Consider the following 17,401-nt stretch of genomic DNA (forward strand, 5'->3'; position numbering starts at 1 on the left):
TCGGCCGCTGGCTGTCGATGCCGATGAAGGTGCTGCTGCTGGACGAACCAACCCGAGGCATCGATATCGGCGCCAAGGCCGAGATCTACCAGATCATCCATAACCTCGCGGCCCAAGGCATTGCGGTGATCGTGGTGTCCAGCGACCTGATGGAAGTCATGGGCATTTCCGACCGCATCCTGGTGCTGTGTGAAGGCGCCCTGCGCGGGGAACAACTGCGCGAACACGCCACTGAATCCAACCTGCTGCAGCTGGCCTTGCCGCGCCGCGTGACGAACTGAGAGACGACCATGACCACTCAAAACAACGCGTTGCCAACCGCACGCAAACCCCTGGATATGCGCGCACTGCTCGACAACTGGGCGATGCTGCTGGCGGCGGTGGGCATTTTTGTGCTGTGCGCCTTGCTGATCGATAACTTCCTCTCGCCGCTGAACATGCGCGGGCTGGGCCTGGCGGTGTCCACCGTGGGGATTGCCGCGTGCACCATGCTGTTCTGCCTGGCATCGGGGCATTTTGACTTGTCGGTGGGCTCGGTGATCGCCTGCGCCGGTGTGGTCGCGGCCATCGTCATGCGCGATACCGAGAGCGTGATGCTCGGCATTGGCGCGGCGCTGCTGATGGGCCTGATCGTCGGGTTGATCAACGGCATCGTCATCGCCAAGCTGCGGGTCAATGCGTTGATCACCACCTTGGCGACCATGCAGATCGTACGCGGCCTGGCCTACATCTTTGCCGACGGCAAGGCGGTGGGCGTGTCCCAGGATCAGTTCTTTATCTTCGGCAATGGCCAGTTGTTCGGCGTGCCGGTGCCGATCCTGATCACGATCCTGTGCTTCCTGTTTTTCGGCTGGTTGCTTAACTACACCACCTACGGGCGCAACACCATGGCCATCGGCGGCAACCCGGAAGCGGCGTTGCTGGCGGGGGTGAACGTTGATCGCACCAAGATCCTGATCTTTGCCGTGCACGGTCTGATCGGCGCACTGGCCGGGGTGATCCTCGCGTCGCGCATGACCTCGGGCCAGCCGATGATTGGGCAGGGTTTCGAGCTGACGGTGATTTCGGCGTGCGTGCTGGGCGGGGTGTCGCTGAGCGGCGGTATCGGCATGATCCGGCACGTGATTGCCGGGGTGCTGATCCTGGCGATCATCGAAAACGCGATGAACCTGAAGAACATCGACACGTTCTATCAGTACGTGATTCGCGGTTCGATCCTGCTGCTGGCGGTGGTCATCGACCGCATGAAGCAACGCTGATTCAAAGCCCCATGAGCGGCAAATATGGGAGGGGGCAAGCCCCTCCCACGGTTTTTAATCAGCGCTGAACTTGAAGACGGTGTTCTGGGTGTAGGTTTGTCCCGGGTTCAAACGAGTTGATGCAAAGCTGGGCTGGTTAGGCGCATCCGGATAGTGCTGGGTCTCCAAGGTAAACCCGCTCCAGTGCAAGTAAGTCTTGCCAGCCTTGCCCTTCACCGAACCGTCGAGGAAGTTGCTGGTATAGAACTGCACCCCCGGCTCACTGGTGTAGAGCTGCAAGCGCCGGCCCGACTCGGGGTCATGCACTTGGGCGGCGAGTTGCTTGAGGTCGCCCTTGGTGTCCAGCGCCCAGTTGAAGTCAAATCCGCCTTGCTTCGGTTCGGCGAATTTAAGCTGCGGATGATCGTCCTTGATGTGCTGGCCGATCGGCGTGGGTTTGAGGAAATCCATCGGCGTGCCCTTGACTGGGGCAAGTTCGCCGGTTGGGATCAGCGTCGCATTGACCGGCGTGTAGTGGCTGGCATGCAAGGTGGCAACCTGTTTGAGGATGTCCCCGTTACCCGCACCGGCCAGGTTGAAGTAGCTGTGGTTGGTCAGGTTGAGCACGGTGGGTTTGTCGGTGGTGGCCTTGTAGTCGATGTGCAGTTCGTTTTTATCGTTGAGGCTGTAGGTGACCTCGGTTTTCAGGTTGCCGGGGAAACCCATCTCGCCGTCCTTGGACAGGTAGGTGAGGGTGACCCCAACCGAGTCCTTGCCCTTGACCTGCGCGGCTTTCCACACCTGCTTGTCGAAGCCCTGGGCGCCGCCGTGCAACGCGTTGGGACCGTCGTTGAGCGGCACCTGGAAGCGCTTGCCATCGAGTTCGAAAGCACCGCCGGCAAGGCGATTGCCGAAGCGCCCGATGGTCGCGCCGAAAAATGCCGTACCGGCCTGGTAGCCCTGTACGTCGTCGAAGCCGAGCACCACGTCGTCGACCTTGCCGTGTTTGTCCGGCACCTTCAGCGACTGCAGCACGCCGCCGTAGGTGATGACCGTGGCTTGCATGCCATGGCTGTTGCGCAGGATGTACTGTTCGACGGGCGTGCCGTCGTTGGTTTTACCGAAAGGTTTGTGCTCGCTGCTGAGCCCTGCCGCCTGGGCGCCGCCGCTGGCGATCAGCATGGACATGGCAAGGCCCGAGAGCAGGTATCGAGGGTGCTTCATGGTCGAACTTCCTTTTGTTGTTTTGAGTGGAATAGTTCTACTAATAGCGATATTTTGTCGGTGTGACAGCGAATTTATAGCCTTAAACGCCGATTTCGTAAAATAAAATAAGACTAATTGATCGAGGCACCGTTATATGAGTACTGCACAGGCTGTTTATCCCGACCTTGAAGGCAAGACCGTACTGATCTCAGGGGGCGCCTCGGGTATCGGCGAATTCATGGTGCGCGCCTTTGCCGCGCAAGGCGCCAAGGTGGCCTTTGTGGACCGCGCACAGAGCCAGGGCGAACGCCTGGCGGCGCTGTTGAGTTCACAGGGGCGTACGGTGGAATTCGTATGCTGCGACATCACCGACGAAATTGGCTTTCGGGCGGCAATCACGCGGTTTGAGCAGTCGCTGGGGCCGATCACGGTGTTGGTCAACAACGCGGCGAACGACGTGCGCCATACCTTGGAAGACGTTGACTCGCAGATGTTCGACCAGCTGATTGCGGTCAACCTCAAGCACGCATTTTTTGCCGCCAAGGCGGTGGTGCCCATGATGAAAGGCGCCGGCGGCGGCTCGATCATCAACCTGGGCTCGGTCGGCTGGATGATGGCCTCCGCCGGCTACCCGGTGTACGCCGCCAGCAAGGCCGCCGCCCACGGCATGACCCGTGGCCTGGCGCGGGAACTGGGGCCTCACCATATCCGCGTCAATACGCTGGTGCCGGGCTGGGTGATGACCGAAAAACAACTGGCCATGTGGGTGGATGACGCGGCCAGGGAACTCATCGCCCGCAGCCAGTGCATGCCCGGCAGCGTGATGCCGGAGCATATCGCCAATATGGCGTTGTTCCTGGCCTCGGATGCCTCGGCGATGTGTTCGGCGCAGAACTTTATCGTGGATGGCGGTTGGGTCTGAGCCGAACACGTCAGTTCAGACAACCCAGATCAATGTGGGAGGGGGCTTGCCCGATAGCGGTGGGCCAGCAAAGGAAGTATTGGCTGACCCTGCCTCATCGGGGGCAAGCCCCCTCCCACATTTAAAAAACGATGTTGCTTATTCGATCGGGTAACGCTTGAACGCCGGATGCTGCTCCAGCCGCTCGGCGTGGCGTTTCAGGTTGGGGAACGCATCCGCCTTGACCGCGGTCGCCACGGTGAACTGGCTGAACGACCAGGCGACTGCCGCAGTGATGGACGCCTGGGTGAGTGTTTCACTGTCGGCCAGTTGCTTGTCCAGCAACGCATACGCCGCCAGCAGTTGCCCACTGACGCGCTCGAGCCATGGCGCATGCAGCTTCTCGGCGGGGCGCAGGTTGTGCTCATAGACGATCTGCACGCTTTTCTCACAGGCTGCCAGGGCTAGCCCCAGTACCTGCAGGTCCTTGGCGCGAGCCACGAGTGGTTGGGGCAGCAGCTTTTTATCGGCCGGCGCCAGCGCTTCCAGATAATCGAGGATCAGGCTCGAATCCATCAACACCGTGCCGTCGTCGAGTACCAGGGTAGGGGCCTTGACCACCGGGTTGATTTGGGAAAATTCCGCGAAGGTGCTAAACACCGACAGCGGCTCATGCACAAAATCAATTCCGTACAACTCCAGGGAAATCGCCACGCGACGTACGTAGGGCGAGTCCAACATGCCGATCAGTTTCATGAAGCCTCCATTGCGTTCAGGGTGTTGGGCTCTGGAGACTAAGGCCGGCGAGTCGACGGACGCAAGAGGGATATGGGCTCCCACAATCACACCCTTTGGTTTAGTCTGGAGCGCTTCGTTGATCGCTTCAGGAGCAGTGAGCATGACCGAGTACGTACCTCCCACCGTATGGACCTGGGACACCGAAAGCGGCGGCACCTTCGCCAGCATCAACCGGCCTGTCGCCGGCGCTACCCACGACAAAGAACTGCCTGTCGGCAAGCACCCGCTGCAACTCTATTCCCTGGCCACGCCCAACGGGCAGAAGGTCACCATCCTGCTGGAAGAACTGCTTGCACTGGGCCATACGGGCGCAGAGTACGACGCCTGGCTGATCAAGATCGGCGACGGCGACCAGTTCGGCAGCGGCTTCGTGTCGGTCAACCCGAATTCGAAGATCCCCGCCTTGATGGATCACAGCGGCGCCACGCCGATCCGGGTGTTTGAATCCGGCGCGATCCTGCAGTACCTGGCCGAGAAGTTCGGCGCGTTCTTGCCCACTGAGCCTGCGGCCCGCGCGGAGTGTTTGTCGTGGCTGTTCTGGCAGATGGGCAGCGCGCCTTACCTGGGCGGCGGTTTCGGGCATTTCTACGCGTATGCGCCGAGCAAGATGGAGTACCCGATCAACCGCTTTGCCATGGAAACCAAGCGCCAGCTGGACGTGCTGGATAAGCGCCTGGCGGTGAGCGAGTACATTGCCGGTGACGAATACACCATCGCCGACATCGCCATCTGGCCCTGGTACGGTGGTTTGGTCAAAGGCCGTTTGTATGGCGCGGCGCAGTTTTTATCGGTGCATGAGTACACGCATGTGCAGCGCTGGGCGGATGCGATTGACGCGCGGCCGGCGGTGCAGCGGGGGCGGCGGGTTAACCGGGTTTCGGGCGAGCTTTCAGAGCAGTTGGCCGAGCGACATGACGCGAGCGACCTGGACTAAAAGTGTGGGAGGGGCGGTGCGACGATTCGACTTGCCCCTCCCACATTTGCAGCGGTGTAAGCCAGGTTATTTGTAGCGCTGCTCGAACACCGCCACCTGTTCGGGCTCGATCAGCTCGAACGGCACCCACACCTCGGCTTCAATCGGCTCACCCTTGATCATCCGGATCGCCGACTCCACCGCTTTGGTGGCCTGGGCCTTGGGATCCTGGAACACCGACGCCGCCAGCATCCCACGCTTGACCGCCGCCAGCCCGTCGGGCAGGCCATCGATACCGATAATAGCCACCTCGCCCTTGGCCCTGCCGGACTGTTGCAACGCCATGGCCGCACCGATCGCCATCTCATCGTTGTTGGCCACAATCGCATCGAATTGCGTGCCCGCCAGCAGCCAGTTGCTGGTCAGGTCCATGCTTTTGCTGCGCTGCCATTCGGCGCTTTGCTGCTCCACCACCTTGATCCCCGGAAAGTCCTTGAGCACCTGCCTGGCGCCTTCGGTGCGGTCGTGGGTGGCGTTTTGTGCGAGGTCACCCATGATGATCGCCACCGTGCCTTTGCCGCCGAGTTTTTGCGCCAGGTAGCGCATCTGCAATTGCCCGGCCTCGATGTCGTTGGAGGCTACGGTGACCACGCCCTTGGGCAGGGTGCGTTCATCCGGATGGCGGTTGACGTACACCAGCGGCGTCTTGGCGGCCACTGCGGCGCGGGTCATGTTGGCGGTGGCGGAGGTGTCCACCGGCAGCACGATCACCGCGTCGACTTTCTGGTTGAGGAACCCCTCGACCTGGTTGAGTTGGCGCACCACGTCGCCCTGGGCATCTTCGAACTGGATCTGTACATCCTGCTGCCTGGCGGCGGCTTCCAGGCCGGTGCGTACATAGGTCATGAAGTTATCGTCGACCCTGGCAATGCTGACCCCGATGCGGTAAGCGGCGAAGGTCCATTGGCTGAACAGCAGTAACAGTGCGGCAACGAGCAATGAATAACGAGGCATGAGGATGTTCCTTTTATTGTTATAGGGTGAATGCTTGGCGGAAACGCTCCAGGGCCAGTTCGCTGTCGCCGCTGGCCCAGCCTTCCAGGCCGACCACGCCGCTGTAGCCTATGCCGTGCAAGGCCCTGGCGATGGCCGGGTAGTGGATTTCACCGGTACCGGGCTCCTTGCGCCCCGGTACGTCGGCCACCTGGATTTCACCGATGGCAGAGCCTGCGCGGTGGATCAGTTCGATCAGGTTTCCTTCGCCGATTTGCGCGTGGTACAGGTCCAGGTTCATTTTCAGGTGCGGGCTGCCCACGGCTTCGATCAACGCCAGGGTGTCGTCGGCGCGGGCGAACGGGGTGCCGGGGTGGTCGACCTCGGTGTTGAGGTTTTCCAGCAGGAACACGCGGCCTGCGTCTTCCCCCAGGCGCGCGATTTTCTCCAAGGTCTTGCAGGCGCTCAGCCACATGCGCCCGGTGGTCTGGCTGACGGGTTGCACCGGCAGGCCACCGTCACCCAGGCCGGTGCCGTGCAGGTTGAGGCTGGGGCAATTGAGGCGCTCGGCGACGCTCAAGGACTCGCGGGCGCTGTCGAGCAAGCAGCGGCTGCCGTCGGGATCGGTGAGGGTGCCGCTGATATAGCCGGTCATCGAGGTGAAATTGGCGCCGGTGGCGGCGAGGGCGTTGATGTCCTTGTCTGTCCAGCTCCAGATTTCCGCGCAAAAGCCCAGTGCATGAATGCGTTTGACGCGCTCGACGAAGGGCAGGTCAAGAAACACCATCTCGGCGCTGATCGCCAGCTTGAACGGGATCACAGGGCCACCGCCTGGCCTTGCTCATAGGATTCGATGCAAGCGCGGGCAATCGCCAGCGCCGCTCGCGCATCTTCGCCGCTGGCCAAGGGCTTGGCGCCGCTGCGCAGGCAGTCGACAAAGTGGTTGAGTTCGGCAACGTAGGCGTCGCGCAGCAGGTCGGTGTCCAGGCGCTGGGTATCGGCCTGGATGCCCTGGGCCAGGTAGCGCAGCAGGTCGGACTCCTGCACGCCGCCCATGGTGAGCATGCCGGCGCTGCCGAACACTTCGCCGCGCACGTCGTAGCCATACACCGCTTGAAAGTTCGCTTCGGCGGTGGCAATCGCACCGTTGTCGAAGCGGATCGTGGCCACGGCGGTATCGAGGAAGCCTCGGCTTTTGTAGTCCGGGGCGATCAGGGCGTCGGCCATTACGTGGACTTGCACCGCCTCGGCGCCGGGGTTGAGGTAGCGCAGGGTGTCGAAGTCGTGGATCAGGGTTTCCAGGAAGATCACCCATCGTGGCGAGTTGGCCGGGTTGTTCAGCGCCGGGTCGCGGGTGAGCGAGCGCAGCAGTTGCGGCGTACCGATGCGCCCGGCCAGCACGTCGAGGTGGGCTGTGCGGAAGCTCTTGGCGAACCGGCGGTTGAAGCCGACCTGCAACGCAACGCGGGCATCGGCGGCGGCGGCAATGGCGCGGTCGGCTTCATCGAGGGTGATGGCCATGGGTTTTTCGCAGAAGATTCCTTTGCCGGCGCGGGCAGCGCGGATCACCAGTTCGGCATGGCTGCGGGCGGGGGCGGCGATGATGACGCCGTCGATGTCCGGGTCGTCGAGCAACTGTTGTGGGTCGGTGTAGACCTTGTCTACCCCCAGTTCAGCCGCCAGGCGCGCGGCCTGGCCGGGGGTGGGGTCGGCTATCGCGGCCAGGCGGGCGCCGGGGATATGCCGCGCGGCGGTCAGGCCGTGGAAGCTGCCCATGCGCCCGGCACCGATCAGGCCCAGGCGGATGATTTGTGTACTCATGTGGTGACCCCTTCTTATTGTTGGCCTCAGGACAGTCCTGGCGGCAAAGGGGTGAGAGCAAGGGCTGTGCCAATTTATAAGTTATTGATAATTAATGGTTTATATAAAATCTATAAACAATAAGTGTTCATTTTGATGACATGCCTATACTGACATGTCAAAAAAATGAACATGGAGACGGCGAATGAACATGGCCTTCAGCGTACAAGACCTCGATTACCTCACGGACCTGGGGCCTGCGGCGCTGAATGAGGGTCCCATCGCCGCGCTGGAGCAGGCGTGGCGTGATTGCCAGGACGGCCGGGTGCAACGCCCAGCCGGTGTCCGCCAAGTGATATGGGAATCCTGGCGGCGCAGTGTCCAGGCCGCTATCGACCCCGCCGACAGCCAGTACCGCTTTGTCGCGGCGCAAACCCTGGCGGCCACTCTGGCCACCCACCGAGTACTGATCGCCGCCGCCGCGCAGGTCATGCATGGCTTGCTGGCCTACAACCCTCGCGGGCATATCAACCTCACCGATGCCGATGGCACCACCCTGTATTTTTGCGGCCTGGATATCACCCCGGTGGGCAGCCGCTTGCTGGAATCGGTACAAGGCACCAACTGCACCGGCCTGGCATTGGCCGAAGACCGTCTGGTCTACGTGCTGGCCGAAGAAAACTTCGCCGTCGGCCTGCGCCAGCGCCGCATGCACTGCGCCGCCGCGCCGATCAGGAATGCCCGGGGCCAGACCCTGGCCATGCTCACCCTCACCGCCGAACCCGGCTGGTTCCACTTCCACACCCTGGGCACTGTGCAGGCCGCGGCGGAGGCCGTCTCCCGGCAGATGGCGCTACAAGCATTGCTCGAAGAACAGCAGGCCATGCTCGAAGTGCTCAACGAAGGGTTGGTGGTGCTGGATGAGCGCGGCTGCATCAAGGCGCTCAACCGCTATGCCCGGCAGTTGTTCGGAGTGGGGCTGGAGCTGATTGGCAGTCCGTTCCAGCGCCTGGGGCGCAGTGAATTGAGCGATCCGCCGAGTGAGCCTGTGCGCGACCTGGATTGCACCTTCCACCTGCACGACCGTAGCCAACTCGCGTGCCTGGTCTCGGTGTGCCCGCTGGAGCAGGGCGGGGTGATTGTGTCGCTGCGCGAGAACCGGCGCATTCGCGAAATCACCCGGCGTATTGTCGGTACCCAGGCGCGCTATACCTTCGACACCATCCAGGGTACATCGCGGGCGATCCAGGATGCGTTGCACCTGGCGCGTATCGCCAGTCGCAGTGATTCCACCACGCTGATCCTGGGGGAAAGCGGCACCGGCAAGGAGCTCTTCGCCCAGGCCATCCATAACGCCAGCGAGCGTTGCAACGGCCCGTTCGTGGCGGTCAACTGCGGCGCGATTCCCCGGGACCTGGTGCAGAGCGAACTGTTCGGCCATGTCGAGGGCGCCTTCACCGGCTCGGCCCGTGGCGGCTCGGCGGGCAAGTTCGAACTGGCCGATGGCGGCACCATTTTTCTCGACGAAATTGGCGACATGTCCTTCGACGCCCAGGTCAGCCTGCTGCGCGTGTTGCAAGAAGGCGAAATTGCGCGCGTCGGGGCCAAAAGCGCACGCCAAGTGGACGTGCGTATCATCGCCGCCACCCACCGCAACCTGAGTCAGGCCGTGGCGGAGGGTGCCTTTCGCGAGGACCTCTACTACCGCCTCAACGTACTGAACCTGACCGTACCGCCCCTGCGCATGCGCCGCGATGACATCCCATTGCTGGCGCGGCACTTTCTCACGCGCTGTGCACGCTCGCTGCGTAAATCGGTGCAGGGTTTTTCGCCGCAGGCATTGGCCTTGCTCTCGGCGCATGTCTGGCCGGGCAACGTGCGCGAGCTGGAAAACGCCATCGAACGGGCAACCAACCTGGCCATGAGCGAGTTGATCCAGCCCGGCGATCTGCCGTTGGACACCAAGCCTCGCCCACTGGTCCGTGCCTATGAGTCGCAACCCACGCAGGACCTGAGCAGCCACGAAATGCACGCTATCGTCGCCGCGCTGAAAAACACCAGCGGCAATATCCGCCTGGCCGCTCAACAGCTGAACGTGTCGCGGGGTGGGCTGTATAACAAGATGAGTCGGTTTGGGTTGAGTGCCGGGGATTTTCGGGGCGGATGAGAGGGTATGGCGCAACTCTGCGCTGGCGGGTGCCGGTCGGCGCACTATAGGATGGGATGGTTGGTTGATCTGGTTCGATGTCGGCAAGCGCCGTGCGACGTTGCGCCCGGTTCTGCCGGCTGGGTAGCAAGAAACCTATTGAGTAGTCAGATCTAAGGAGAGATCCCGATGCCCCGCGAAGTTGAACCCATTATGTGCGTACCCGTCCCATCGAGGTCCGGCATTACTCACCTTTACACGTCAACGAACCTGACAGACGCTTTTGCGATCCGGCTCCCGGTGGGCACATCGAGCAACCCGGATTTGCTGGCTCGATTCATCCTTTTCCACCAGCCGTCCTGGATCGGATGGCTCCTGAAAGTGCGAGACACTCTCGTTGTGTGTCTGGGGCTCAAGACAGCCAAGCATCTGGCATCACTGGCTGATCGGGTTGGCCCCTTCAAGGTCTACAGCACGAACCAGACTGAAATCGTGTTGGGAGAGGACGACATGCACCTCGACTTCCGGATATCGGTCCTGTGTTCTGAAGAGGCAGAGTCGGAAGGCAGTCGCCAACTGGTTTTTTCAACCGTGGTCCAGTGCCACAACCGTCTGGGCCGGGCCTACCTCTTCGTGATCGCCCCCTTTCACCGCTTGGTCGTCAAGGCCAGCCTGCGCCGTGCCGCACGCATCGGTTGGCCTCTGGCTGGCTGAGTCGGTGTGGCTTGGCTCCCACATTTGAACTGAGTTTAGGCCGAGGGCTTCATGCACTCGATAGAGCGATCCACTGTGGTCCTGGCAATCTCCAGCAAATGCCACACCGCCAGAATCTTCGCGCGCTGAGGATTGTCGAGTGCCTCGCCGCAATCCAGCGCAGTTGCCGAAGCACTGTCGAGCAAACTGGCGGTGTAGAGCAGAGCATCTTCGAAGCTCAGGTCTTCGTTGATGGCGTGAAAGCCTTGGGTGGGCAAATAGTGGTCGATGGCGCGGTTAAAGGCGGCACGGTCTTTGGCGGGGTCGCGGGGTGGGTCGGGTAGGACTTTATTCATTGTGTAACTCCTATTGAGCAAGGGAGCTACCGCCAACGCTGCTAAACGAGGGTGGCAGCTGTACGCGGGTTAGCAGACCGGTCAATAGGAAAACCAGCGCACCCGAGGGTGCCCCGCGCACAGCCACCATAAAACGCAGAGGTGAACCGTGTGCCTATTGACGTCAGGCTGCTAAACCCGATCACTGAAATCCAGCGACGCAGCGAAGACTAGCCACCGATTGCAACAGGCACAAGGCGGCGGAGATTGTCTAGGAAACGTCCTGCAATTAAAAGGGAGGCGCCTTGCTGGCCCTTTACAAGCCATGACCAAATGCAATTAGCCCCACATGGAAAATACGGTGCGTGAGCGAGCGCCTGCGCCGCGATTACCACCTGCGCTACGGCTTCAACTGCTTCCAATCAATCGAAAACCGCGCCAGGTATTTGCGCAGCCGATCCGCATCGTTCGGTTGCGCCTTGGCCTGGCGTGAGACGCCAAACAAGCGTCGGCCTGCATCGGACAGGCTGTCGGCTTGCAGGCATACGTCGATAACGGCTTTGAGTTGTAGCTGGTCAAACAGATCCAGGTCGGCCGGCAGGCACGCGTGGGGTGCGCTGATGCCCCAGGCATAACGCAGGCGCTGTATTTCCTCCTCAACCTGGGCTTGATCGATACGCCCGCTGTCGGCCAGTGTCGCCATGCGTGTGAGGGAGGCCGACAGTTCGCGAAAGTTGCCCAGCCAGGCCGCCTCGCTGGAGCAGGCAAATGCCAGGTAGCGGCGCCGCGCTTCCAGATTGAAACGCACGCGACGGCCTTGTTCGCGGGCGTGGCGCTCCAGCTCGAAGTCGAGGTTCGGCTCGATGTCTTCGCGGCGGCCCGCCAGGCCCGGCAGGTCGAAGGTCCACAGGTTGATGCGCGCATAGAGGTCTTCGCGAAACAACCCTTCGACGACGCGCCCGCGCAGGTCGCGGTGGGTGCCGGCGATGATCAGGAAGTCGCTGGCCACTTCGGTGTCGGCGCCCATCGGGTAGAAGCGTTTTTCTTCGATGGCCTTGAGCAGCATGGCCTGTTCGTCGAGGCCCAGTTCGCCGATTTCATCGAGGAACAGCATGCCGCCATGGGCGGCGCGCAGCAGGCCGTCGCGGGCGTTTTGCGCGCCGGTGAAGGCGCCCTTGATATGCCCGAACAGCGCGGACATGGCGCCATCGCCGCGCAGTGTGGCGCAGTTCACTTCAACGAAGCGGCCCTGCAGTTGATGGCGGCTGCGCTTGAGTTCGTAGATGCGCCGGGCGAGGAAGGATTTGCCGGCGCCGGTCGGGCCGATCAACAGCATCGGCGCGGTTGAGCGCACGGCCACGCGTTCGATCTGCTCGATGGAGGCGTTGAAGGCAGGGTTGCGTGTGGCGATCCCGGATTTGAGAAACGCCAGGCCTTCCAGGCGCTGGTGGGCGAAACGCGAGGCGATGCGGTCGTAGCGCGACAGGTCGAGGTCGATCAGGGCATGGGTGCCGGTGGCGGGTGCGTTGGCATCCAGGCGTCGGCTGGGGGAGGTCTGGATCAGGCGGGCCGGCAGGGTGCGCGCTTCGGTGAGCAGGAACCAGCAAATCTGCGCCACGTGGGTGCCGGTGGTGATATGCACCAAGTAATCCTCGCGCTCGGTGTTGAAGCGGTAGGCACTGGTGAAGTCGTGCAACGCGCCGTACACCTCTTCGAAATCCCAGGGATTGGCCAGCGGCATCGGGTGCAGGCGCACCTCGGTGTGGGGCGAGATCTGCTGGATGTCGGCACGCACTCGCTCGGCAAGGCTGACATCGCGTGCGTCGACGTCGTGGATCAGTTCCAGGCGGTCGATCTGCAGGTCATCCTGCTGGCACAGCCCGACGCTGGGACGCCAGTGGTTCCACCGATTGGCGCCCTTGCCGACGCGATCCAGCTTGGAACCGATAAATCCGATGGCGACCGTGCGCTTGTGTTTCATGACTGGACCACAATATAAGTAACGATATGTAAGGATAGGAATAGAGCGATTGGTTTGTCATCGCTTTTCAGCGATAAAAAATACAAAATAAAAAATACTTATATAAAACAATAGGTTACGTATTTTTTAACAGCGAGCGGAAAACCTGGCACGTCTGCTGCTATCACCAGGACAACGCCGCAACGTCGGCTTCTGAAAAAAGAATCGAGATCATGCAAAACAACACCTACCAGCTGCTGGAAGTCGCCAACGGCAAACCGATCAAGCTCTGGACCGAAGGCGTTCCGGTGGAGCCCGAAGCTCGTCAGCAGTTGATGAACACCGCCAGGATGCCGTTTATCTTCAAGCACCTCGCGGTGATGCCGGATGTGCACCTGGGCAAGGGCTCGACCATCGGCAGCGTGATTCCCACCGTGGGCGCGATCATCCCGGCGGCGGTGGGGGTGGACATCGGCTGCGGCATGATCGCCGCGCGCACCACGCTGATGGCCAGTGACTTGCCGGATAACCTGCATGGCCTGCGTTGTGCCATCGAGGCCGCCGTGCCCCATGGCCGTACCCGCAGCCGTAAAGGCCGTGACAAAGGTGCGTGGGAAGACGTACCGGCCCAGGCCGATCAGGTATGGGCCACGTTGCATCCGCGCTTCAAGGCGATCACCGACAAGTACCCGCAACTGGAGCGTAGCAACCACCGCCAGTACCTGGGGACGTTGGGTACCGGCAACCACTTTGTCGAGGTGTGCCTGGATGAAGCCAACCGAGTCTGGTTCATGTTGCACAGCGGCTCGCGGGGTGTGGGCAATGCCATCGGCAACCTGTTTATCCAGCTGGCCCAGGCAGACATGCGCCAGCACCTGGCCAACCTGCCGGACCGCGACCTGGCGTATTTCGAGGAGGGCAGCCAGCACTTCGATGACTACGTGCAAGCCGTGGGCTGGGCGCAGGATTTTGCCCGCCAGAACCGCGAGTTAATGATGCGCGCGGTGGTCCAGGCCACGCGACAGGTGATCGGCAAACCGTTTGAAGTGGCGCTGGAAGCGGTGAACTGCCATCACAACTATGTGCAAAAAGAGCGGCATTTTGGCGAAGACATCTTGGTGACCCGCAAGGGCGCGGTCTCCGCGAAAAAAGGCGAGCTGGGGATTATCCCGGGCTCCATGGGCGCAAAAAGCTTCATCGTGCGCGGGCTGGGCAACGAAGAATCGTTCTGCTCGTGCAGCCATGGTGCCGGCCGCACCATGAGCCGCACCAAGGCGAAGAACACCTTCACCGTCGCCGACCAGATCCGCGCGACCGCCCATGTGGAGTGCCGCAAGGACGCCGATGTGATCGACGAAATACCGATGGCCTACAAGGACATCGACCAAGTCATGCACGCCCAGCGCGAGTTGGTGCAAGTGCTGCACACCTTGCGCCAGGTGGTGTGCGTCAAGGGATAAACGGAGGAATCGAGATGCAAAGGGAAGAACGGCACCCATTGAGCGACGCCATGCGCGCCCGGGTTGCGCAGGAACTGGACCGAATAGAGCGCGAGCGCAATGTGAAAGTGCTGTATGCCTGCGAATCCGGCAGCCGCGCCTGGGGTTTTGCGTCCACCGACAGCGACTACGATGTGCGCTTCGTCTACGTGGAAAAACCTGATTGGTTCATGCAGGTGGATGCGCCGCGCGACGTGATCGAACGTCCGCTGGATGACGAGTTGGACGTGAGTGGTTGGGAACTGCGCAAGACTTTGGGCCTGCTGCGCAAATCCAATCCTACGTTACTGGAGTGGCTGGATTCGCCGTTGGTGTATCGCCAGGAAACCGAGGCCACCGCGCAGTTGCGGGCGCTGGCCGAAGCCTTCTACAGCCCGCCGGCTGCGCGTAATCACTACCTGTCGATGGCCAGGAAGAACTTTCGCGGTTACCTGCAAGGCGAAACGGTACGTTTCAAGAAGTACTTCTACGTACTGCGGCCGTTGCTGGCGGTGCGTTGGATCGATCTGGGCCTGGGGCGGCCGCCGATGACCTTCGCCGACTTGCTGAGCACGGTGAACGACGCGGCTCTGTTGGACGAAGTGGCGACGTTGCTGGCGCTCAAACGCAATGCCGGTGAGGCGGCTTATGGTCCGCGGCGGCCGGCGCTGCATGCCTTCATCGTGGCTGAGCTGGAGCGCGAGGTACCGGTATTGCCACGCACTCGGGAAGACTCGCAACGACTGGACCGCTACCTGCGGGACACAGTCAAACGCTTTGCACAAGGATGGTTATGAAACAGGACGTGATTGAACTGGATGGCGCCATCGGCGGTGGCCAGGTATTGCGCAGTGGCGTGAGCCTGTCGATGGTAACCGGGCGAACGTTGTTCATCAGGAACATCCGCGCCAAACGCAGCCGCCCGGGGTTGATGCGCCAACACTTGACGGCCGTGCTGGCAGCGGCCCAGGTGTGTGGCGCGCGGGTGGATGGCGCTGAGCTGGGGTCGCAAACCCTGCGCTTTGCGCCGGGGCCGATTCAAGGCGGCGACTACCGCTTTGCGATTGGCACGGCGGGCAGTTGCACCCTGGTGTTGCAAACGCTGATGCCGGCGTTGCTACGGGCACCGACCGCCAGCCGCGTGACCCTTTGTGGCGGCACTCATAACCCGCTGGCACCGCCAGTGGACTTTTTGCAACGCGCCTGGTTGCCGCTGTTGCGGCGCATGGGCGCGCGTGTCGAGTTGACTCTGGTCCGGCATGGTTTCGTCCCGGCCGGTGGCGGCGAGTTGCAAGCGTTTATCCAGCCCGGCGAACTGGCGCCGTTGCACCTGACGCAGCGTGGCACGTTGCTGCAAGCGCGGGCGACCACGCTGAGCGCCGGCCTGCCCGGCCAGGTGAGCGAGCGCGAGTTCAAGCGCGTACGTCAGCGACTGGGCTTGCGTCTGGCGCAGTTGTCTGCGGTCGAGATAGACCCCGATCAAGGCCCGGGCAATGTGCTGATGCTGGAGTACGCACACGAGCACGTCACCGAAGTGTTCAGCGCCTTTGGCATGGCCAGGGTTCGCGCTGAAACCGTGGCCGATGAGGCGATCAACCAGGCCCTGCAATGGCAGGCCAGCGACACGGCGGTGGGCGAACACCTGGCCGATCAACTGCTGTTGCCGATGGCATTGGCGGGCGGCGGCAGTTTTACCACCGCGCAGATGAGCGATCATTTGCACAGCAACATGGCGGTGATTCGCCGCTTCCTGCCGGTAGTGATTGAAAGCCACGAGCAGGAGGAGGGCGGGTTGAAGGTTGAGTGTCGGGCGCGCTAAATATTTTCGGAGGTGACAATCCGCGGCGCTATATGCACCCGATGCCGCACCGCATCAAACCCCTCGGCACTCTGCAATTGCACCAGCAGTTCCACTAGCGCCACTGCCGTCTGGCGCGGCTGCGAGTCCATCACCACATCGATCAGGCCCTGGCTCAACGCCTGGCGTGACAGCTCGGTGGACTCCTGCAAAATGCAGCACAGCGCCGGGCGCTTGGGCAGTTGTGCCAGGGCACTGATGATGCCGTCGCCCCCGCCGCCCACCACGCACAGCCCACGCAGGTCGGTGTGGCGGCTGATCAGGTCGAGGGTGGCTTCTTCGGTGATGTCGCAGTTATCCAGGTTGATCAGCGGTTCCAGCGGCTTGAGCCCCGGTGCGTGTTCGGCCAGGTAGCTGTGCAGGCCTTCGACCCGTGCCTGGTGGCCGAGGAAACGATGGCCGCCGAGCAGGATCCCTACGCTGCCTTTGCGCGCACCGCAGGTACGTGCGAGCAACCAGCCCATGGTGCGCCCGACCACGTGGTTGTCCTGGCCCACGTAGGGTTCCAGGGCCTGCTCATGAATATCCGAGAGCAGCGCCACCACCGGCACGCCGGCCGCGCGGATCTGTGCCAGGCACGCGTTGATCAGTGGATGGGCAAAGCTGACCACTGCCAGCGCGTCGCACTGCACGGCCAATTGCTCGATCTGCGCGACGATGGCGCTCGGCGTGCGGTCATTGATGTAGTCGAACTGGCAGGTGAGGTTGGCCGTGGCGTGATGCTCGGCGGCGTCGCTGATCGACTGCGCCAGGTTCGCGTAGAACGCCTGGGCCGTGCCCAGCAGCAGGATGCCGAAACGGTAGGTGGGGCGGCGTTCGCGAATGCGTTGGCCGATCAGCCGCGCGGCAAAATAGCCCACGGCTTCGGCGGCCTGGAACACCTGTTCGGCGGTGTCCGGGTTCACCGGCGCACGCGCGTTCAATACGCGGTCGACGGTGGCCACGCTGAGGCCCGCCTGGGCGGCGACGGTGGCGATGGTTGGGCGTTTGTTGTTGTGCATGGCTGGCCCCTTGTGCGTCTTGATAGAAAACTATCAAGCCCCGCTGGGCCTGGATGATAGCTTGATAGGGAATGGATTCAA

16 protein-coding genes and 1 pseudogene are annotated in these 17,401 nt (G+C 62.1%); 9 read left to right on the forward strand and 8 right to left on the reverse strand.

The annotated features are described in order from the left end of the window. Positions 1 to 281: pseudogene (araG, locus tag V6M90_RS22560) on the forward strand (L-arabinose ABC transporter ATP-binding protein AraG); the annotation flags it as partial. A 9-nt stretch (positions 282 to 290) separates the two neighbouring features. Next, positions 291 to 1,259: an L-arabinose ABC transporter permease AraH gene (araH, locus tag V6M90_RS22565; RefSeq protein WP_003173358.1), complete on the forward strand. Its 969-nt coding sequence runs from the start codon at positions 291 to 293 to the stop codon at positions 1,257 to 1,259. A 54-nt stretch (positions 1,260 to 1,313) separates the two neighbouring features. Here araH and V6M90_RS22570 read toward each other — a convergent pair whose 3' ends face one another. Continuing rightward, the gene (locus V6M90_RS22570) at positions 1,314 to 2,462 is read right to left on the reverse strand and encodes an aldose epimerase family protein (RefSeq protein ID WP_332847157.1); all 1,149 of its coding nucleotides are present in this window, start codon (positions 2,460 to 2,462) and stop codon (positions 1,314 to 1,316) included. Between the two features lie 136 nt (positions 2,463 to 2,598). Here V6M90_RS22570 and V6M90_RS22575 point away from each other — a divergent pair, with 136 nt between their 5' ends. Next, a complete protein-coding gene (locus V6M90_RS22575; protein ID WP_003173360.1) occupies positions 2,599 to 3,366 on the forward strand; it encodes an SDR family NAD(P)-dependent oxidoreductase in 768 nt (255 codons plus the stop codon). A 138-nt stretch (positions 3,367 to 3,504) separates the two neighbouring features. Here the strand turns inward: V6M90_RS22575 and V6M90_RS22580 are convergent, their stop codons facing one another. Further along, entirely contained in the window at positions 3,505 to 4,101 is a 597-nt protein-coding gene (locus tag V6M90_RS22580; RefSeq protein ID WP_332847158.1) for a glutathione S-transferase family protein, read from the reverse strand. Positions 4,102 to 4,243: 142 nt separating this feature from the next. Here V6M90_RS22580 and yghU point away from each other — a divergent pair, with 142 nt between their 5' ends. Continuing rightward, a complete protein-coding gene (yghU, locus tag V6M90_RS22585; protein ID WP_003173362.1) occupies positions 4,244 to 5,077 on the forward strand; it encodes a glutathione-dependent disulfide-bond oxidoreductase in 834 nt (277 codons plus the stop codon). A gap of 66 nt (positions 5,078 to 5,143) precedes the next feature. Here yghU and V6M90_RS22590 read toward each other — a convergent pair whose 3' ends face one another. Genes V6M90_RS22590 through V6M90_RS22600 form a run of 3 tightly spaced genes read right to left on the reverse strand, consistent with a single transcriptional unit; the run spans position 5,144 to position 7,870 of the window. Beyond that, positions 5,144 to 6,070: a sugar ABC transporter substrate-binding protein gene (locus V6M90_RS22590; protein ID WP_141064992.1), complete on the reverse strand. Its 927-nt coding sequence runs from the start codon at positions 6,068 to 6,070 to the stop codon at positions 5,144 to 5,146. A gap of 19 nt (positions 6,071 to 6,089) precedes the next feature. Then, positions 6,090 to 6,836 carry a TIM barrel protein gene (locus tag V6M90_RS22595; protein WP_141065024.1) on the reverse strand — a complete coding sequence of 249 codons (747 nt, stop codon included), beginning with the start codon at positions 6,834 to 6,836 and terminating at the stop codon, positions 6,090 to 6,092. 29 nt (positions 6,837 to 6,865) lie between these two features. Continuing rightward, positions 6,866 to 7,870: a Gfo/Idh/MocA family oxidoreductase gene (locus tag V6M90_RS22600; protein WP_332847159.1), complete on the reverse strand. Its 1,005-nt coding sequence runs from the start codon at positions 7,868 to 7,870 to the stop codon at positions 6,866 to 6,868. Between the two features lie 184 nt (positions 7,871 to 8,054). Between V6M90_RS22600 and V6M90_RS22605 the strand changes: the two genes are divergently transcribed. Together V6M90_RS22605 and V6M90_RS22615 are read left to right on the forward strand one after the other, a co-directional pair. Continuing rightward, a complete protein-coding gene (locus tag V6M90_RS22605; protein ID WP_332847160.1) occupies positions 8,055 to 10,016 on the forward strand; it encodes a sigma-54 interaction domain-containing protein in 1,962 nt (653 codons plus the stop codon). Positions 10,017 to 10,184: 168 nt separating this feature from the next. Further along, positions 10,185 to 10,709 carry a DUF2867 domain-containing protein gene (locus tag V6M90_RS22615; protein WP_137220402.1) on the forward strand — a complete coding sequence of 175 codons (525 nt, stop codon included), beginning with the start codon at positions 10,185 to 10,187 and terminating at the stop codon, positions 10,707 to 10,709. Between the two features lie 35 nt (positions 10,710 to 10,744). Here V6M90_RS22615 and V6M90_RS22620 read toward each other — a convergent pair whose 3' ends face one another. After that, entirely contained in the window at positions 10,745 to 11,044 is a 300-nt protein-coding gene (locus V6M90_RS22620) for a DUF6124 family protein (protein ID WP_003173369.1), read from the reverse strand. Between the two features lie 379 nt (positions 11,045 to 11,423). Continuing rightward, positions 11,424 to 13,004, reverse strand: a complete 1,581-nt coding sequence (gene rtcR, locus V6M90_RS22625) for an RNA repair transcriptional activator RtcR (protein WP_332847161.1) — start codon at positions 13,002 to 13,004, stop codon at positions 11,424 to 11,426. A 212-nt stretch (positions 13,005 to 13,216) separates the two neighbouring features. Between rtcR and V6M90_RS22630 the strand changes: the two genes are divergently transcribed. From V6M90_RS22630 to rtcA, 3 genes are read left to right on the forward strand one after another with little or no spacing between them, the layout of a single operon-like run. Then, the gene (locus V6M90_RS22630; RefSeq protein WP_332847162.1) at positions 13,217 to 14,443 is read left to right on the forward strand and encodes an RtcB family protein; all 1,227 of its coding nucleotides are present in this window, start codon (positions 13,217 to 13,219) and stop codon (positions 14,441 to 14,443) included. Positions 14,444 to 14,457: 14 nt separating this feature from the next. Further along, positions 14,458 to 15,258, forward strand: a complete 801-nt coding sequence (locus tag V6M90_RS22635; protein WP_332847163.1) for a nucleotidyltransferase domain-containing protein — start codon at positions 14,458 to 14,460, stop codon at positions 15,256 to 15,258. Continuing rightward, complete coding sequence (gene rtcA / locus V6M90_RS22640; RefSeq protein WP_332847164.1) at positions 15,255 to 16,280, forward strand: RNA 3'-terminal phosphate cyclase; 1,026 nt, start codon at positions 15,255 to 15,257, stop codon at positions 16,278 to 16,280. Before V6M90_RS22635 ends, rtcA begins: the two co-directional genes overlap by 4 nt. On the opposite strand, the gene V6M90_RS22645 is transcribed toward rtcA, so the two are convergent. Continuing rightward, positions 16,277 to 17,320: a LacI family DNA-binding transcriptional regulator gene (locus V6M90_RS22645; protein WP_141065000.1), complete on the reverse strand. Its 1,044-nt coding sequence runs from the start codon at positions 17,318 to 17,320 to the stop codon at positions 16,277 to 16,279. The two genes, rtcA and V6M90_RS22645, sit on opposite strands and share 4 nt — an antisense overlap. Positions 17,321 to 17,401: the final 81 nt, after the last annotated feature.

Source organism: Pseudomonas lactucae (assembly GCF_036688725.1).
Taxonomy (GTDB): Bacteria; Pseudomonadota; Gammaproteobacteria; order Pseudomonadales; family Pseudomonadaceae; genus Aquipseudomonas; species Aquipseudomonas lactucae.

What these genes read in the sequence shown, in the direction of transcription:
- araH (WP_003173358.1), top strand. Translation starts at nt 291, where the DNA reads ATGACCACTCAAAACAACGCGTTGCCAACCGCACGCAAACCCCTGGAT.
- V6M90_RS22570 (WP_332847157.1), bottom strand. Translation starts at nt 2,462, where the DNA reads ATGAAGCACCCTCGATACCTGCTCTCGGGCCTTGCCATGTCCATGCTG.
- V6M90_RS22575 (WP_003173360.1), top strand. Translation starts at nt 2,599, where the DNA reads ATGAGTACTGCACAGGCTGTTTATCCCGACCTTGAAGGCAAGACCGTA.
- V6M90_RS22580 (WP_332847158.1), bottom strand. Translation starts at nt 4,101, where the DNA reads ATGAAACTGATCGGCATGTTGGACTCGCCCTACGTACGTCGCGTGGCG.
- yghU (WP_003173362.1), top strand. Translation starts at nt 4,244, where the DNA reads ATGACCGAGTACGTACCTCCCACCGTATGGACCTGGGACACCGAAAGC.
- V6M90_RS22590 (WP_141064992.1), bottom strand. Translation starts at nt 6,070, where the DNA reads ATGCCTCGTTATTCATTGCTCGTTGCCGCACTGTTACTGCTGTTCAGC.
- V6M90_RS22595 (WP_141065024.1), bottom strand. Translation starts at nt 6,836, where the DNA reads ATGGTGTTTCTTGACCTGCCCTTCGTCGAGCGCGTCAAACGCATTCAT.
- V6M90_RS22600 (WP_332847159.1), bottom strand. Translation starts at nt 7,870, where the DNA reads ATGAGTACACAAATCATCCGCCTGGGCCTGATCGGTGCCGGGCGCATG.
- V6M90_RS22605 (WP_332847160.1), top strand. Translation starts at nt 8,055, where the DNA reads ATGAACATGGCCTTCAGCGTACAAGACCTCGATTACCTCACGGACCTG.
- V6M90_RS22615 (WP_137220402.1), top strand. Translation starts at nt 10,185, where the DNA reads ATGCCCCGCGAAGTTGAACCCATTATGTGCGTACCCGTCCCATCGAGG.
- V6M90_RS22620 (WP_003173369.1), bottom strand. Translation starts at nt 11,044, where the DNA reads ATGAATAAAGTCCTACCCGACCCACCCCGCGACCCCGCCAAAGACCGT.
- rtcR (WP_332847161.1), bottom strand. Translation starts at nt 13,004, where the DNA reads ATGAAACACAAGCGCACGGTCGCCATCGGATTTATCGGTTCCAAGCTG.
- V6M90_RS22630 (WP_332847162.1), top strand. Translation starts at nt 13,217, where the DNA reads ATGCAAAACAACACCTACCAGCTGCTGGAAGTCGCCAACGGCAAACCG.
- V6M90_RS22635 (WP_332847163.1), top strand. Translation starts at nt 14,458, where the DNA reads ATGCAAAGGGAAGAACGGCACCCATTGAGCGACGCCATGCGCGCCCGG.
- rtcA (WP_332847164.1), top strand. Translation starts at nt 15,255, where the DNA reads ATGAAACAGGACGTGATTGAACTGGATGGCGCCATCGGCGGTGGCCAG.
- V6M90_RS22645 (WP_141065000.1), bottom strand. Translation starts at nt 17,320, where the DNA reads ATGCACAACAACAAACGCCCAACCATCGCCACCGTCGCCGCCCAGGCG.